We start from the raw sequence: 15,949 nt of genomic DNA, 5'->3' as shown, positions 1-15,949 counted from the left end.
TCACATTACGGCATAACGCGTGAGGTGCAAGACCTCACCAGTCTTTGAAACCAGGCTTTGATTCTCGACAAGAGAGTCCAAAGTTATAGGGTCAAGTGACTAAGAGCATATGGTGGATGCCTTGGCGATGATAGGCGACGAAAGACGTGATAGCCTGCGATAAGCTTCGGGGAGCTGGCAAATAAGCTTTGATCCGGAGATTTCTGAATGGGGGAACCCACCTCGCAAGAGGTATCGTGCACTGAATACATAGGTGCTCGAAGCGAACCTGGAGAACTGAAACATCTAAGTACCCAGAGGAAAAGACATCAACCGAGATTCCGATAGTAGTGGCGAGCGAATTCGGAAGAGCCTTGCAGTGATAGTCGATCAGTTAACAAAACGGCATGGAAAGGCCGACCATAGTGGGTGATAGTCCCGTATGTGAAAACCGATCGGTGGTACTAGGCTGCAGACAAGTAGGGCGGGGCACGAGAAACCCTGTCTGAATATGGGGGGACCATCCTCCAAGGCTAAATACTCATCATCGACCGATAGTGAACCAGTACCGTGAGGGAAAGGCGAAAAGAACCCCGGGAGGGGAGTGAAATAGATCCTGAAACCGTATGCTTACAAAAAGTCGGAGCCCTTAGGGGTGACGGCGTACCTTTTGTATAATGGGTCAGCGACTTACATTCAGTGGCAAGCTTAACCGAATAGGGGAGGCGAAGAGAAATCGAGTCCGAATAGGGCGATTAGTCGCTGGGTGTAGACCCGAAACCAAGTGATCTATCCATGGCCAGGATGAAGGTGCCGTAACAGGTACTGGAGGTCCGAACCCACTAATGTTGCAAAATTAGGGGATGAGCTGTGGATAGGGGTGAAAGGCTAAACAAACTTGGAAATAGCTGGTTCTCTCCGAAAACTATTTAGGTAGTGCCTCAAGTATTACCGTCGGGGGTAGAGCACTGTTTAGGCTAGGGGGTCATGGCGACTTACCAAACCTATGCAAACTCCGAATACCGACGAGTACAGCTTGGGAGACAGAGCACCGGGTGCTAACGTCCGGACTCAAGAGGGAAACAACCCAGACCGCCAGCTAAGGTCCCTAAAATTGGCTAAGTGGGAAACGAAGTGGGAAGGCTAAAACAGTCAGGATGTTGGCTTAGAAGCAGCCATCATTTAAAGAAAGCGTAATAGCTCACTGATCGAGTCGTCCTGCGCGGAAGATGTAACGGGGCTAAGCCAGTTACCGAAGCTGCGGATGCACAGTTTACTGTGCGTGGTAGGAGAGCGTTCTGTAAGCCTGTGAAGGTGTCTGGTAACGGATGCTGGAGGTATCAGAAGTGCGAATGCTGACATGAGTAGCGTTAAAGGGGGTGAAAAGCCCCCTCGCCGTAAGCGCAAGGTTTCCTACGCAACGTTCATCGGCGTAGGGTGAGTCGGCCCCTAAGGCGAGGCAGAGATGCGTAGCTGATGGGAAACAGGTCAATATTCCTGTACCGATCAATAGTGCGATGTGGGGACGGAGAAGGTTAGCTCAGCCAACTGTTGGATATGTTGGTTCAAGCCTGTAGTCGTGCCTGGTAGGCAAATCCGCCGGGCTTAGATGAGGGGTGATAACGAGTCTGCTTGCAGACGAAGTGAGTGATACCCTGCTTCCAGGAAAAGCCACTAAGCTTCAGCTATTGACGACCGTACCGCAAACCGACACTGGTGCGCGAGATGAGTATTCTAAGGCGCTTGAGAGAACTCAGGAGAAGGAACTCGGCAAATTGACACCGTAACTTCGGGAGAAGGTGTACCCCAAGTAAGTGAAGTTGAACAAACGGAGCTCAAAGGGGTTGCAAAAAATTGGTGGCTGCGACTGTTTAATAAAAACACAGCACTCTGCAAACACGAAAGTGGACGTATAGGGTGTGACGCCTGCCCGGTGCTGGAAGATTAAATGATGGGGTGCAAGCTCTTGATTGAAGTCCCAGTAAACGGCGGCCGTAACTATAACGGTCCTAAGGTAGCGAAATTCCTTGTCGGGTAAGTTCCGACCTGCACGAATGGCGTAACGATGGCCACACTGTCTCCTCCTGAGACTCAGCGAAGTTGAAATGTTTGTGATGATGCAATCTCCCCGCGGAAAGACGGAAAGACCCCATGAACCTTTACTGTAGCTTTGTATTGGACTTTGAACGGATCTGTGTAGGATAGGTGGGAGGCTTTGAAGTGCGGTCGCTAGATCGCATGGAGCCAACGTTGAAATACCACCCTGGTGCGTTTGAGGTTCTAACCTGGATCCATTATCTGGATCGGGGACAGTGCATGGTAGGCAGTTTGACTGGGGCGGTCTCCTCCCAAAGCGTAACGGAGGAGTTCGAAGGTACGCTAGTTACGGTCGGACATCGTGACGATAGTGCAATGGCATAAGCGTGCTTAACTGCGAGACTGACAAGTCGAGCAGATGCGAAAGCAGGACATAGTGATCCGGTGGTTCTGTATGGAAGGGCCATCGCTCAACGGATAAAAGGTACTCTGGGGATAACAGGCTGATACCGCCCAAGAGTTCATATCGACGGCGGTGTTTGGCACCTCGATGTCGGCTCATCTCATCCTGGGGCTGTAGTCGGTCCCAAGGGTATGGCTGTTCGCCATTTAAAGAGGTACGTGAGCTGGGTTTAAAACGTCGTGAGACAGTTTGGTCCCTATCTTCCGTGGGCGCTGCAGATTTGAGGAAGCCTGCTCCTAGTACGAGAGGACCGGAGTGGACACACCTCTGGTGTACCTGTTGTCACGCCAGTGGCATCGCAGGGTAGCTAAGTGTGGAAGAGATAACCGCTGAAAGCATCTAAGCGGGAAACTCGTTTCAAGATGAGATCTGCCGGGGCCTTGAGCCCCCTGAAGGGTCGTTGTAGACCACGACGTTGATAGGCTGGGTGTGGAAGCGCAGTAATGCGTTAAGCTAACCAGTACTAATTGCCCGTGCGGCTTGACCCTATAACTTTGGGTAAGCCTGAAAAATAAAGACAGAACGCAAGTTCTAGTTATGCCGAAAAGGCGCAATCGAAAAGCTGATTGAAGACTCTATGAATTCGTTGGACTGAAGGTGAGCAAGATTAAGAAGTTAATCAAGGCGCCGTCAATCTGACAAAAAGTTTATGCCTGATGACCATAGCAAGTTGGTACCACTCCTTCCCATCCCGAACAGGACAGTGAAACGACTTTGCGCCGATGATAGTGCGGGTTCCCGTGTGAAAGTAGGTCATCGTCAGGCTCTTACAGTAAAAACCCCGTAGTCGAAAGATTACGGGGTTTTTTATTTGATCAATCGGTATTGTTGATATCGCTTGCGCAGTAGCGGACATGGAAAGGATAAGCATGCAGCTGCAGGACATGTTGTATTCACAGGGCTTTGGCATTCGCCGTGTGTGCTCCGGCTTGGTGCAGCAAGGCTGGGTGGAGCTATGGAACCAGCAGACTTCCGACTGGGAGAAGGTTCTGGACTCCACCCAGCAGGTGGATCCCGAAGGTCTGCGTTTCAGGGTGCAAGGCGTGGAGTGGGAGTATCACGAGCTGGGTTATGTGCTGCTGAACAAGCCAGCCGGCACCGAATGCTCGCAAAAGCCATCGGCCTATCCCAGCATCTATACCTTGCTGCCGGCTCCGCTGCGTCAACGACCCAACAAAGGGGCGGTGCAAGGTGTTCAGGCAGTGGGCCGTCTGGACCAGGATACGACGGGCATGCTGCTGCTCAGCGACGATGGCCAGTTCATCCACCGCATGTCGTCGCCCAAAAAGCATGTCTCCAAGGTTTACCGGGTGACTTGCAAGCATCCGGTGGATGCCAAGCAGATACAGCGGCTGCTGGATGGCGTCGTTCTCGACGATGATCCCAAGCCCGTCAAGGCAGCGGCCTGCGAGCAGGTGGACAGCCATGTGCTGGATCTGACGCTGACCGAGGGCAAGTATCACCAGGTCAAGCGCATGATTGCGGCTGTGAGCAACCGGGTCGAAGGTCTGCACCGCAGAAGAATCGGCGGCATGGAGTTACCCGCAGAGCTGGAGCCTGGCCAATGGCGCTGGCTGACGGCGCAGGAGCTGGATCTGTTCAAGCCGGGCAAATAAAACCGAGCAAGATAAAAAGCCTGCTGGCTTGCGCCAGCAGGCTTTTTGATGGGCAGTATGGGAACTCAGCGCCGTTGAATGGCGGGCGCGGATGCCTGCTGGAGCTTGCCGGAGGTTTGCAGCGCAGCGCCGGGCAGGAATTCGATGCCGGTGCGGCGAACCAGTTCCGCGTAGCTGATGGGTTCTGTGACGCGGGCGGCGTCATCATTGGCCTGCCAGTGCGCCCAGGCTCGCTGGCTCTGAGCGTCGTAAACCAGCTTGTAGAGAAAGCTGGGCACACGCACCTGGTTGTGGCCGACGGAGGCAGCGCCGGCATCAAAGACCGGGCCGGTGATGATGTAGACATCGCCCTGAGCCCGTTGCGCATAGCTGCGCGTGTCTTTCTCGATGCGGGCCCAGGGGCCGCCGTTTTGCTTGATGGACTGGGGCACCATATTGGCCAGCGAGAAGCTCTGGGCCATGGCCTGTGCGGTCGGCATGTCGCCAGCGGGAGCCATGTGGCCGCGTGAGTAGCCGGAGCGCTTGTAGTCGTCCAGCTCGGCGCGTTCATCGCGGGGCAGGCGGGCGTCGCTGTAGAACTTGTTGGTGCGCTTTTCGTCGGCGTCGGCGACCAGGGCCTTGTTCAGACGTTGAGCGACGAAGACGGGAGTCTTGCTCTGGCCGCTGTGCAGCACGGCAAACGCGTCATAGCACAGGGCCCGCAGCTTGGGCTGATCGCTGAGCACGGGTGCCTTGCCGTTGGCAAAGAACTGCGGGCATTGCTCAAAGCCCTGGGTGCTGCGCGTGGGGTTGCTGACCTGGATGAGCGATGCGGGGCTGGTCGCTGCCGAGGGCGCAGGCATCTTGGCAGAGCAGGCCACGCTGCTGATGGCCAGCATTGCGATGCCGGCATGGTGCAGCCATAGCGGGATTCGTGAGCAAGAAGAGGAAAGCGGTGCTGAAAAAGCGGAGGACATGAGCGAAGAAGGCCGGGGGAGATGAAAAAAGTGCCAGCAGCCCAGGCGCAAGAGCGAGTCCTGCCATCATTGATGGGTGATTGATTGCTACTCAAATAAGAGCTGCTTGCGCAATATTTGAAAGCTTTTCAAGGTAAAAGTTTCCTGAAAAGCTTTGCAGTAAAGCGCTAAGTGCTCATATTTTATAAAAAGTGGACTTTGCCACGGCCTTGTCCCGGCTCATGTCGCCAAGCTGCGGGTCCCCGAGGGCGTTCCATGCATGAGCAGAATCTGCAGTGCGGCTTGGGTTTGCAGATGCAGCTGCTTGAGCGCCTCATCTTTCTGGGGCGGCAAAATGTACCGGCCCTGTGCGTTCCTGGCATAGGGCTTGCCCAGAATTTCGGCCATATCGATCTGGTAGTAGCTGCGGTCGCCATACGGCCGCTTGCCGTCGATATAGGGCAAGGGCCAGGTTGCCTGGCCCTCTTCCTCGTTGGCCAAAACATAAGGCAGTTCATCGGTACCGGCTTCTCGCCACAGGGCGGCATGCAGCAGTGTCAGGTGTTCGGGACGAAAGTCGAAGCTGCTGTCTGACGCCTGACCTGGGAAGTCGGGCGGCAAGGTATAGCGACCGGGTACCAAGGTGGCGCTTGCCACAAATTGCGGCAGCCAAAGGCAGACCTCGGCCAGGAGCTGGGTGGTCAGAGCAGGATTGCGAATGCGCAGCACTTGCTGGGCAGTGTCGAGGGTGGCCAGATTGCCGCCAAAGGGCTGCGCGGGATCGAAGCCGGGTGCCCCCGACTCTATGGGTATCCACTGCACACGCAGAAGGCGTATCAGCTGCAGATGCTGGGCGCTCAGTGGCGGCAGCGCCTGGCTGAATACCGTCTGGATCATGGATCGACGTTCGGTACTGCCCTGCCGCTTGCGCAGCCACGACCAGCTCAAGGCACCGGTTGCTGCAACTGCGAGGGTGGATAGTGTGCAGATCAGCCGCCTGCGCTTCATGGGCGAAGGTTTTCAGTCATCGATGGAGGCGCTCCAGCGGTCGCCCCAGCCGCTGCTGCGCTGCACGCGGTCGATTTCGCGGCGGTCACGCTTGGTGGGACGGCCGGTGTGCTGGGCCGCCAGTGCATCGGCAGGCTCAGGTGCCAGGCGGCGCTGCTCGGCCAGCTGTTCTCGCTGGGCAATGCTTTGCGCTGTTTCCTCGTAGAGCTGCTGGGCCACGGGTGCAGGGCCGCGCATGCCGCTGAGCCCGCGCACTATGACTTCCCTGGGAATATTGCCCTGGCGCAGGTGGATGTGGTCGCCCGGGCGGATTTCACGCGAGGCCTTGGCATTGGCGTTGTTGACCGTGACCCGGCCTTTGCCAATTTCCTCCACAGCCAGGCTGCGGGTCTTGTAGAACCGCGCACACCACAGCCATTTGTCCAGACGCATGGATTCGGTTTCACTCATATCGGTATTTTGCGGCGTGAAGGGATGGCGATTCAAGTCAGAGCAGTATCCATGTCCGGGGCATCGCCATTGTGCAGGGGCAACTTAATCAGCGCCTGCAGGCCACGCACGAGGCCGAGTTCGTCGTGCAGATTGCGCAGCTCGATCTGGCCGCCCAGGGTTTGCACGATCTCCTGGCAGATGGCCAGGCCCAGGCCCGAGCCGCTGCGCGTGTTGCCCGCCGAAAAAGGCTGAAACAGCCGCTGGGCGAGTTCATCGTCGATGCCACTGCCGCTGTCTTCGATACTCAGCTGCGCCATGCCGCCGCGCGCGCGCACATCGATTTGCAGACTCCCGTGCCTGGGGGTGTGGCGTATGGCGTTGTGCAGCAGGTTGCGGGTCAGCTCGCGCAGCATCCATTCATGGGCGGCCACGCAACAGGCCTGGGTTTCGATGCCGAAGTCCATGTCGTGATCGGCAATCAGCGGCGATAGCTCCAGCGCCACGTCGCGCACGATGTGGTCGAGCTGGGCGAGCATGGCGCTGTTCTGGTTGCTGTCCTCCTGGCGCAACTGTTCGACCTTGGCCAGGGCCAGCATCTGGTTGGCGACGCGGGTGGCGCGATCCACCGTGTCGTCGATCTCGGCAAAGGCCTGGGCCGGGGGGATATCGCCGCGCTTGGCCGACTGCACCTGGACCTTGAGCACGGCCAGCGGCGTGCGCAGCTGGTGCGAGGCGTCACGCACAAAGCGTTTCTGATTGCTCAGCAGGCCTTGCAGGCGCTGCATGGTCTGGTTGGTAGCCTCCAGCAGAGGCTGGATTTCACGTGGTGCCTCGGGTGCCGCCAGCGGGCTCAGATCTCCCTGGGCACGGCCCTGCAGGTCCTGGCTGAGCCGGCGTATGGGTTGGGTGGCGCGCTGCACCACGATGATGACGATTAGGGCGACGACCAGCACCAGCAGGGCCTGACGAATCAGGGTGTCACGCAGAATCTGCAAGGCCAGTGATTCGCGCAGCTCCAGGGTTTCGGCCACCTGGATCACGGCCATGCCGCGTCCGTCGGCACTGGCAACCGGCTGCAGCAGCACGGCCACGCGCACGGGGTGGCCACGAAACTCGTCGTCATAGAAGTCCACCAGCGCAGCATAGGGGGGGCGCTGCGCAATCTTGCCGTTCCAGACAGGCAGTTCCTCGAAGCCAGAGATCAACTGCCCGTCCAGCGTGGAGACGCGGTAGAACATGCGGCTCTGGTTGTCGGCCTCGAAGATTTCCAGCGCCGAATAGGGGACGATGGCGCGCAGCTGTGCATGCTCGTCGTATCCCGTGACGCCGATCTGCTCGCTGATGCTCTTGGCCGAGGCCAGCAGGGTTCTGTCGTAAGCCGTGTGCAGCGATGCCAGGGTTTGCTGATAGAGGCTCCAGGCGTTGAGGGCAATCAGCGCCAGCACGGGCAGCAAAATGCCGGTGAGCAGCAGGCGCCGCAGCGACCAGGCTGTCTTGGGCCGCGTCCTGGCCGGACTGGCTGTCATGCCGCCGCCTCGGCCTTGACCAGATAGCCCAGTCCGCGCAGCGTGACCAGTTGCACGCCGGTGCCGCCCAGCTTTTTGCGCAGCCGGTAGGCCACGACTTCCACGGCCTCGTACTGCACATCGACCTCGCCGGGGAAGACCAGGCTGAACAGCCGCTCCTTGGTGACTGCATGGCCGGGGCGCGCCAGCAGCGCATGCATCATGGACAGCTCGCGCGGGGTCAGCTCCAGTACCTTGTCGTCGAGATAGATCGCGCCGCTCTCCTTCTCATAGCGCAATGCGCCCAGGGTGACAGCTTCAGAAGCCGATCTGGGTGTGAAACTATCCTGGCTGCGGCGCAGCAGGGCGCGCAGGCGTGCTTCGAGCTCGTCGAGGTCAAAGGGCTTGGCCAGATAGTCGTCGGCGCCGGCGTTCAGCCCCATGACGCGGTCGCCCACAGTGCCACGTGCCGTGAGGATCAGCACCGGCGTGCGCAGGCCCAGAGCCCGGGCACGTTCCAGCACCTGCAGGCCGTCGAGGCCGGGCAGACTCAGGTCCAGCACCACGGCATCGGGTTCGCGGGTCTGCCAATGGGCCAGGGCGCTGGGGCCGTCGGCCGCCACATCCACATTCAGCCCGCGGCGCATCAGGGTGCGCTGCAGCGTGGTGCGCATGGCGGAGTCATCTTCAACAAGCAGTAATTGCATGTTGCCGAACATAGCACTGCGCTGCGAATGCGCAGACAAGTCGTGAAACTACCAGGGCTGCTTAAGGGATAGCCCTAGGTGATTGGACAGCTGTTTGACAGGCAGGCTGTCCATGATTGCATCCACTAACTACATAAGGAGTACATCATGCGTCGTGATACGTTTCTGAAGTCTCTGGCAGCCCTTGCGGCGGCCGGTGCTTTGCCCCTGTCGGCCCAGGCCGCGGTGGCCATCAAGATGATGCTGCCCGCCAACCCGGGTGGCGGCTGGGACACGACAGGCCGTGCCCTGGGCAAGGCCTTGCAGGACGCAGGTGTGGCTTCTTCGGTCACCTATGACAACAAGGGTGGTGCTGCCGGTGCCATCGGCCTGGCCCAGTTCGTCAACGGCAGCAAGGGTGATCCCAATGCGATGATGATCATGGGCGCCGTGATGCTGGGCGGCATCATTACCGGCAAGCCTCCCGTCAATCTGAGCCAGGCCACGCCTCTGGCGCGCCTGACCAGCGAGTACAACGTGTTTGTGCTGCCCGCCAACTCGCCGTTCAAGAGCATGGCGGAAGTGGTGGCCCAGCTCAAGAAAGATCCCGGCTCCGTCAAGTGGGGTGGCGGCTCGCGCGGCTCCACCGAGCACATTGCTGCGGCCATGATCGCGCGTGAAGTGGGCGTGGACCCCGCCAAGATCAACTACGTGGCCTTCCGTGGGGGCGGTGAGGCTATCTCCGCGATCCTGGGCGGCAACGTCACCGTGGGCGGCAGCGGCTTCAGCGAGTTTGCCGAATACATCGCGACCGGCAAGATGAAGCCCATCGGCGTGACCTCGGCCCAGCGCCTGAAGGGCGCGGCGTCGAGCATTCCCACGCTCAAGGAGCAGGGCATCAACGTGGAAATCGGCAACTGGCGCGGTGTGTACGGCGCACCCGGCATTTCCAAGGTCCAGCGCGAGGAGCTGGTCGCCCAGATCGAGAAAGCCACCAAGAGCAAGGCCTGGGCCGAAGCGTTGCAGAAGAACGACTGGACGCCTGCCTGGCTGGGCGGGGATGCTTTCGGCAAGTTCGTGGACGACGAGTTCGCCAGCCTGCGCGCCACCATGGTCAAGTCCGGCATGATCTGACGATCATCAGGCAGCTGCGTTCTGCAGCGGCCTTTCAGGACATGGCACAGGGCTGGCGACTTCAGCCCTGATCACGTTGTGTCCTGCTGTTTCTCCCTCGCACTGATTGATGGCCTGCCCCTGACGGCGCAAGCCAGGGTTTGTGCAACCCCATGATGCCGTGGGAGCTGCCGCAAGGCGGCTCTGGCGGGCTCCGAAAACCACTGAAATCACACACATTCATCATGTCTGATTCCTTCCAAGATCTGGCCCGGGCAGCGGAGGCCGCACAGGTTTCGGCCTATGCAGACCCCGACGAGCCGCAGAGCCCCAACGTACCGTCACAGACAGCACAAACCATTGTCGGTGCGGGCGTGCTGCTGGTCGCTGCGGGACTGGCCTTTGGCGCACTGCAAATTCCTTCGGACTCCGGCTACGGCGGCGTCGGCCCCAATTTCCTGCCCTGGGTCTGCGCAGTGGTGCTGGGTATCTGCGGTGCCTTGCTGATCTGGGAAGCACGCAGCGGTGGTTTTCGCCATGCGGCAGACCCGGGCGGCCAGCCCAAGGCCGACATCCTTCCCTTTGCCTGGGTCTCGGCCGGTCTGCTGGTGAATGCGGCCTTGATCAGTACCCTGGGCTTTATTTTCAGCTGCACCATCTGCTATGTGCTGGCCGTGCAGGGCTTGCGCCGAGCTGCGCATCAGTCGCAGGCGTCCGCACCGGGCACCTGGGTCAAGGATGTGATCACGGGGCTGTTGATTGCGGCACCGGTGTTCTGGATGTTTACCCAGTTCCTGGCCATCAATCTGCCTGGTCTGACTGAAACGGGGTGGCTGTAATGGATATCTTCAATGCTTTGATGGCTGGCTTTGCCACGGCCATCACGCCCGCCAATCTGCTGTGGGCTCTCGTTGGCTGTGCCCTGGGTACGGCCGTGGGCGTGCTGCCCGGTATCGGCCCGGCCGTGGCCGTGGCCATGCTGCTGCCCATCACCGCCAAGGTGGATGTGACGGCATCCATGATCTTTTTCGCCGGCATCTACTACGGCGCCATGTACGGTGGCTCGACCACCTCGATTCTGCTCAATACGCCCGGCGAGACGGCATCCATGGTCACGGCCATGGAGGGCAACAAGATGGCCAAGAGCGGCCGTGCCGGGGCGGCGCTGGCAACCGCCGCGATCGGCTCGTTCTTCGCGGGTACTTTTGCCACCGTGGTGGTGACCCTGTTCGCTCCCTATGTGGCCGACTTCGCTGTGAAACTGGGCCCGCCCGAGTACTTCATGCTCATGGTGCTGGCCTTCACCACCGTGAGTGCCGTTCTGGGCCAGAGCACGCTGCGCGGCATGACGGCGCTGTTTGTCGGCCTGGCTGCGGGTTGCATCGGCATGGACCAGATCTCCGGTGCGGCGCGTTACACCGGCGGCAAGATGGAGCTGCTGGACGGCATCGATATCGTGCTGGTGGCCGTGGGGCTGTTTGCCGTGGCCGAAGTGCTGTATGCCGCCATGTATGAAGGCAAGGTCGAGGAGTCCCAGAACAAGCTGACGCGTGTGCACATGACCAAGCGTGACTGGAAGCGTTCCTGGCCCGCCTGGATGCGCGGCACGCTGCTGGGCACACCGTTCGGCTGCATTCCTGCCGGCGGTACCGAGATCCCGACCTTTCTGAGCTATGCGACGGAAAAGAAGCTGGCCAAGGGCGAAGACAAGGCCGAGTTCGGCGGCAAGGGTGCCATCGAAGGCGTGGCCGGTCCGGAAGCTGCCAACAATGCGACCGTGACTGCGGCTCTGATTCCGCTGCTGACTCTGGGCATTCCCACCAGCAACACCACGGCCGTGCTGCTGGGCGCTTTCCAGAACTACGGCATCAACCCCGGTCCCCAACTGTTTACCAGCTCGGCGGCCCTGGTCTGGGCGCTGATTGCCTCGCTGTACATTGGCAACGTGATGCTGCTGGTGCTGAACCTGCCCATGGTGGGCCTGTGGGTCAAGCTTTTGAAGATTCCACGTCCCCAGTTGTATGCCGGCATCCTGATCTTCGCAACCGTCGGTGCCTACGGCATGCGCCAGAGCGCATTCGATCTGTTCCTGCTCTACGGCATCGGCGTGCTGGGCGTGATCATGCGCCGCTTCGACTTCCCCACCGCACCTGTGGTGGTGGGCATGATCCTCGGCCCCCTGGCCGAAGCCCAGATGCGCAACGCCGTCTCGATCGGCGAGGGCAGCTGGTGGATCTTCCTGCAGCGTCCCATGTCGCTGACGCTGATCATCATTGTGCTGGCCGTGCTGATCATTCCTCGCGTGCTCAAGCGCCTGTCGCAGGCCAAGCATGCCCGGGAGACAAGCACCGCCTGAGTCCGGTTTCCTAGCCTGCTGCGGGTGCTTCACGCATGGAGCCCGTTGCATTCACATCCCCTGTCCGGTGAGTCGGACAGGGGATTTTTTTATGGAGGCAGGCTCAGTTCAGAAGCGTGGATGCGTTGTCCGCGCGCGGCTACAGGTCTGTGCTGATGGTTGGGCTTGAATGTCGCCCTACCATGACGCGATGGAAATGAGCCAACTGCTACCCCACGATTTCGCTTGCGAGCTGCCCGAAGATGCCGACGGCATCTATGCCCTGGCGGCGCGGTCCATGTTTCAGCTGTTCTCGTCGATGAGCCAGGGCATGTTTCTGGTCGACAGAAGCGGGCGCATCGTCTGGGTCAACAAAGGCTACGAGCGTTTTTTGCCGCGCCTGGGTGTGGCCGGTGTGGGCGACTTTCTCGGGCATATGGTCGAGGAGGTCATCCCCAACACGCAGATGCGCAGTGTGCTGGAGACCGGCAAGCCAGTCCTGATCGATCTGCTGACCAATAGCGCCGGAACCTTTGTCGTCAGCCGCCTGCCGCTGCACGACGACGAAGGAGGCGTGATTGGTGTCATCGGCATTGTGCTGTTCGATCAGCCAGAGACGACCTTGCAGCCGCTGATCAGCAAGTTCGCGATGCTGCAGCGCGATCTCGATGAAGCGAGGCGCGAGCTGGCTGCCCAGCGCAGCCGCAGCTTGCAGGCGTCCGTACAAGGGTCGCGCCGCAGCAAATACAGCTTTGCCAGCTTTGTGGGCAGCAGTCCGGCGGCAGTCGAGGTCAAGCGCCAGGCGCGGCGGGCTGCTCAGTCCATGAGCCCGGTGCTGCTGCTGGGCGAGACAGGTACCGGCAAGGAGGTGCTGGCCCATGCCATCCATGCCGCATCGGCGCGCTCTGCCGGCCCTTTTGTGAGCGTCAATATCGCGGCCATTCCCGAGACGCTGCTGGAGGCCGAGTTCTTCGGCGTGGCACCGGGCGCATTTACCGGAGCCGAGCGCAAGACGCGCGATGGCAAGTTCAAGCTCGCCGATGGCGGCACCCTGTTTCTCGACGAAATCGGCGACATGCCCGCCAGCCTGCAGGCCAAGCTGCTGCGGGCCTTGCAGGAGGGCGAGATCGAGCCGCTGGGCTCCAACCAGATCGTGCATTTCGATGTGCGCGTGGTGGCCGCCACTTCTCGCGATCTGCTGCAGATGGTGCGCGACGGGCGCTTCCGCGAAGACCTGTTCTATCGGCTGCATGTGCTGCCCGTGCGCGTGCCGCCGCTGCGCGAGCGCAGCAGCGATATCCCGGCCCTGGTGGAAGTGCTCTGCGAGGACCTGGCGCTGCGCAACGACATGGTTCCGCCGGAGCTGGGAAAGGGAGCGCTGGAATTGTTGGTCGCACAGGCCTGGCGCGGCAATATTCGCGAGCTGCGCAATGTGCTGGAGCAGGCCGCCATGCGCTGCGATGACTCGCACATCGATGCCGGCCTGCTGGCGCAGGTGCTGCGCTCGTCCGGGGTGGAGCTACAGGTTCCACATCTGTTGCCCTTGACTCGGGCGCCCATGGCTGCGGTGGCTGCGACGGGCGATCTGCTCAAACCGCTTGCCGAGCAAATGGCGGATCTCGAAACCCGCGCGATAAGGGCCGCGATGCAGGCCCATGGGGGTAACAAGCTGGCAGTGGCAAGGACGCTCGGCATATCGCGGGCCAAGCTGTACGACCGGCTCGAGAAGCTGAATTTCTGAGCCATGCTAGGGATTGCCCTTGGTAGGCAGGACTTGGTTTGTTTTTATAGTTATAAAAAATATCTAATTTGAGTCCGGAGACAGTATGGCATTGGTACAAGGGCAGGAGTTGTGGAGGCCCACGCAGCAACAGCAGGAGCAAAGCGGCCTGTGGCATTACATGAACTGGCTGCGCGACAGCCGTGGCCGTGACTGCTCCGACTATGAGGCGCTGTGGCAATGGTCGGCAACCGATATCGAAGGCTTTTGGCGCTCGATCTGGGACTACTTCGAGATTCAGGCCGATGGTGACCCGACGCAGGTGCTGGCCGGCCGCAAGATGCCGGGTGCTCAGTGGTTTCCCGACACCCGGCTCAACTATGCCGAGCATATCTTCCGCCAGGCCAGCGATCAGCGCCCGGCCATCATTGCGCGCTGCGAGGGCCAGAGCCCGGTCGAAGTCTCCTGGCAGCAACTGCAGCGCGATGTGGGAGCCTTGGCGGCAAGCCTGCGCGGTCTGGGCATTGGGCCTGGCGATCGTGTGGTGGCCTATCTGCCCAATGTGCCGCAGACCGTGGTGGCGTTTCTGGCCTGTGCCAGCATTGGCGCCATCTGGTCCAGTTGCGCGCCGGAGATGGGCGTATCCGTGGTGCTGGACCGCTTCCAGCAGATCGCGCCCAAGCTGATTTTCGCGACCGACAGCTATACCTATGCAGGCAGGCAGTTCGATCGCCGTGAGGTGCTGGACGAAGTGCTTCAGGGTCTGCCCGATATCGCCCGGGTGATTCATGTGCCGGGGCCCTTGTTCGGCAGCGATGCAGCACATGCGGCCGTGCCCTGGCGTGACTGCATGCGCTGGGACGAGGCAACGCGTCATGCAGCGCCGCTGCAGTTCGAGCGCCTGCCGTTCTCCCATCCGCTGTGGGTGGTGTACTCCTCGGGAACCACCGGCCTGCCCAAGGCCATGGTGCACAGCCATGGCGGCATCGTGCTCACCCACCTCAAGACCAATCGCCTGCAGCACGATGTGTTGCCTGGCGATCGCTTCATGTTCCTGGGCAGCACGGGCTGGATTGTCTGGAATCTGATGATAGGCAGCCTGCTGGCCGGCGCGACCGTGGTGCTGTCCGACGGCAATCCGACGGCGCCCCATGATGATGCGCTCTGGGACTTCATCGACCAATACCAGGTCAGTATCTTTGGTTGCGGTGCGGCCTTCCTCATCAAGAGCATGAAGGATGGTGTCTCGCCGAAGAAGGGGCGCCAGTTCGAGAAGCTGCGTGCCATCAACTCCACGGGCTCGCCGCTGCCTCTCGATGCCTATGCCTGGGTCTATGAGAACGTCAAAAGCGATCTGTGGCTGGCCTCGATCAGCGGCGGCACGGATATCGCCTCGGGCTTTGTGGCCTGCGCTCCCATACTGCCGGTCAATGCGGGCGAGATTCAGTGCCGCGAACTGGGCGTGGCGGCCCACGCCTTCAACGAGCAGGGCCAGAAGGTGGTTGCCGAAGTCGGCGAGCTGGTGATTACCGAGCCCATGCCCTCCATGCCCGTGTTCTTCTGGAACGACGAGAGCGGCGCGCGCTACCACGACAGCTATTTCGATGTGTTTGCCGGCTACTGGCGTCATGGCGACTGGATCGAGTTCAGCGAGCGCGGCACGGCCGTGATCTACGGGCGCTCGGACAGCACCATCAACCGCTTCGGCATACGCATGGGCACGGCAGAGATTTACCGTGTTGTCGAGGAGCTCGACGCCGTCAAGGACAGCCTGGTGGTCGATCTCGAATACCTGGGCCGACCTTCCTTCATGCCGCTGTTCGTGACCCTGGCCGAAGGCCAGGCATTGACGGGCGAGCTGACTGCCCAGATCAAGAACGCCATCAAGACCAAGGCTTCGGCACGCCATGTGCCCAATGTGGTGGTGCAAGTGGCCGAGATTCCGCGCACCCTCACCGGCAAGAAGATGGAAGTGCCTGTGCGCAAGCTGCTGCTGGGTGCGGACGCCGCCAAGGTGGCCAGCCCCGATGCCATGGCCAATCCATCGAGCATTGATTTCTTTATTCAATTTCGAGAGCAGGTGCCGCAGGCGTGACAAGCGCTTGAGGCTGATTTGACTC

General features: G+C 60.3%; 11 protein-coding genes and 2 rRNA genes. 8 read left to right on the top strand and 5 right to left on the bottom strand.

The features are described 5' to 3' along the window. The first annotated feature begins 89 nt into the window (after window positions 1-89). From QYQ99_RS05755 to QYQ99_RS05745, 3 genes are all read left to right on the top strand, one after another. A 23S ribosomal RNA gene (locus QYQ99_RS05755) occupies window positions 90-2,967 on the top strand. Window positions 2,968-3,131: 164 nt separating this feature from the next. Next, window positions 3,132-3,244: ribosomal RNA gene (gene rrf, locus QYQ99_RS05750) — 5S ribosomal RNA — on the top strand. A gap of 104 nt (window positions 3,245-3,348) precedes the next feature. After that, complete coding sequence (locus QYQ99_RS05745) at window positions 3,349-4,095, top strand: 16S rRNA pseudouridine(516) synthase (protein ID WP_302091808.1); 747 nt, start codon at window positions 3,349-3,351, stop codon at window positions 4,093-4,095. A 65-nt stretch (window positions 4,096-4,160) separates the two neighbouring features. On the opposite strand, the gene QYQ99_RS05740 is transcribed toward QYQ99_RS05745, so the two are convergent. The 5 genes from QYQ99_RS05740 to QYQ99_RS05720 form a co-directional block, all read right to left on the bottom strand. Beyond that, window positions 4,161-4,973 carry a DNA/RNA non-specific endonuclease gene (locus QYQ99_RS05740; RefSeq protein WP_302091807.1) on the bottom strand — a complete coding sequence of 271 codons (813 nt, stop codon included), beginning with the start codon at window positions 4,971-4,973 and terminating at the stop codon, window positions 4,161-4,163. Between the two features lie 297 nt (window positions 4,974-5,270). Beyond that, window positions 5,271-5,978, bottom strand: coding sequence for a hypothetical protein (locus QYQ99_RS05735; RefSeq protein ID WP_302091806.1), 708 nt, complete (start codon window positions 5,976-5,978; stop codon window positions 5,271-5,273). Window positions 5,979-6,050: 72 nt separating this feature from the next. Next, window positions 6,051-6,488 carry an RNA-binding S4 domain-containing protein gene (locus QYQ99_RS05730; protein WP_302091805.1) on the bottom strand — a complete coding sequence of 146 codons (438 nt, stop codon included), beginning with the start codon at window positions 6,486-6,488 and terminating at the stop codon, window positions 6,051-6,053. A gap of 32 nt (window positions 6,489-6,520) precedes the next feature. Further along, window positions 6,521-7,996, bottom strand: a complete 1,476-nt coding sequence (locus tag QYQ99_RS05725) for a sensor histidine kinase (protein WP_302091804.1) — start codon at window positions 7,994-7,996, stop codon at window positions 6,521-6,523. After that, on the bottom strand, window positions 7,993-8,694 hold the full coding sequence (locus QYQ99_RS05720; RefSeq protein WP_302091803.1) for a response regulator: 702 nt from the start codon (window positions 8,692-8,694) through the stop codon (window positions 7,993-7,995). Before QYQ99_RS05720 ends, QYQ99_RS05725 begins: the two co-directional genes overlap by 4 nt. 135 nt (window positions 8,695-8,829) lie before the next feature. On the opposite strand from QYQ99_RS05720, the gene QYQ99_RS05715 reads away from it, so the two are divergent. The 5 genes from QYQ99_RS05715 to QYQ99_RS05695 all read left to right on the top strand — a co-directional run bounded on the left by QYQ99_RS05715 (window position 8,830) and on the right by QYQ99_RS05695 (window position 15,924). Continuing rightward, window positions 8,830-9,795 (top strand): Bug family tripartite tricarboxylate transporter substrate binding protein, encoded by a 966-nt coding sequence (locus QYQ99_RS05715; protein ID WP_302091802.1) that lies wholly within the window; start codon window positions 8,830-8,832, stop codon window positions 9,793-9,795. A 224-nt stretch (window positions 9,796-10,019) separates the two neighbouring features. After that, complete coding sequence (locus QYQ99_RS05710) at window positions 10,020-10,613, top strand: tripartite tricarboxylate transporter TctB family protein (protein WP_302091801.1); 594 nt, start codon at window positions 10,020-10,022, stop codon at window positions 10,611-10,613. Next, window positions 10,613-12,130 (top strand): tripartite tricarboxylate transporter permease, encoded by a 1,518-nt coding sequence (locus QYQ99_RS05705; protein ID WP_302091800.1) that lies wholly within the window; start codon window positions 10,613-10,615, stop codon window positions 12,128-12,130. Before QYQ99_RS05710 ends, QYQ99_RS05705 begins: the two co-directional genes overlap by 1 nt. Before the next feature lie 196 nt (window positions 12,131-12,326). Then, entirely contained in the window at window positions 12,327-13,850 is a 1,524-nt protein-coding gene (locus QYQ99_RS05700) for a sigma-54 interaction domain-containing protein (RefSeq protein WP_302091799.1), read from the top strand. Window positions 13,851-13,935: 85 nt separating this feature from the next. After that, a complete protein-coding gene (locus QYQ99_RS05695) occupies window positions 13,936-15,924 on the top strand; it encodes an acetoacetate--CoA ligase (RefSeq protein WP_302091798.1) in 1,989 nt (662 codons plus the stop codon). The last annotated feature ends 25 nt before the right edge of the window (window positions 15,925-15,949 follow it).

It is taken from the genome of Comamonas testosteroni, assembly GCF_030505195.1.
Classification (GTDB): Bacteria; Pseudomonadota; Gammaproteobacteria; order Burkholderiales; family Burkholderiaceae_C; genus Comamonas; species Comamonas testosteroni_G.
Note: the sequence above shows the minus strand (reverse complement) of the source record. Positions and strands in the feature narration are given on the sequence as shown.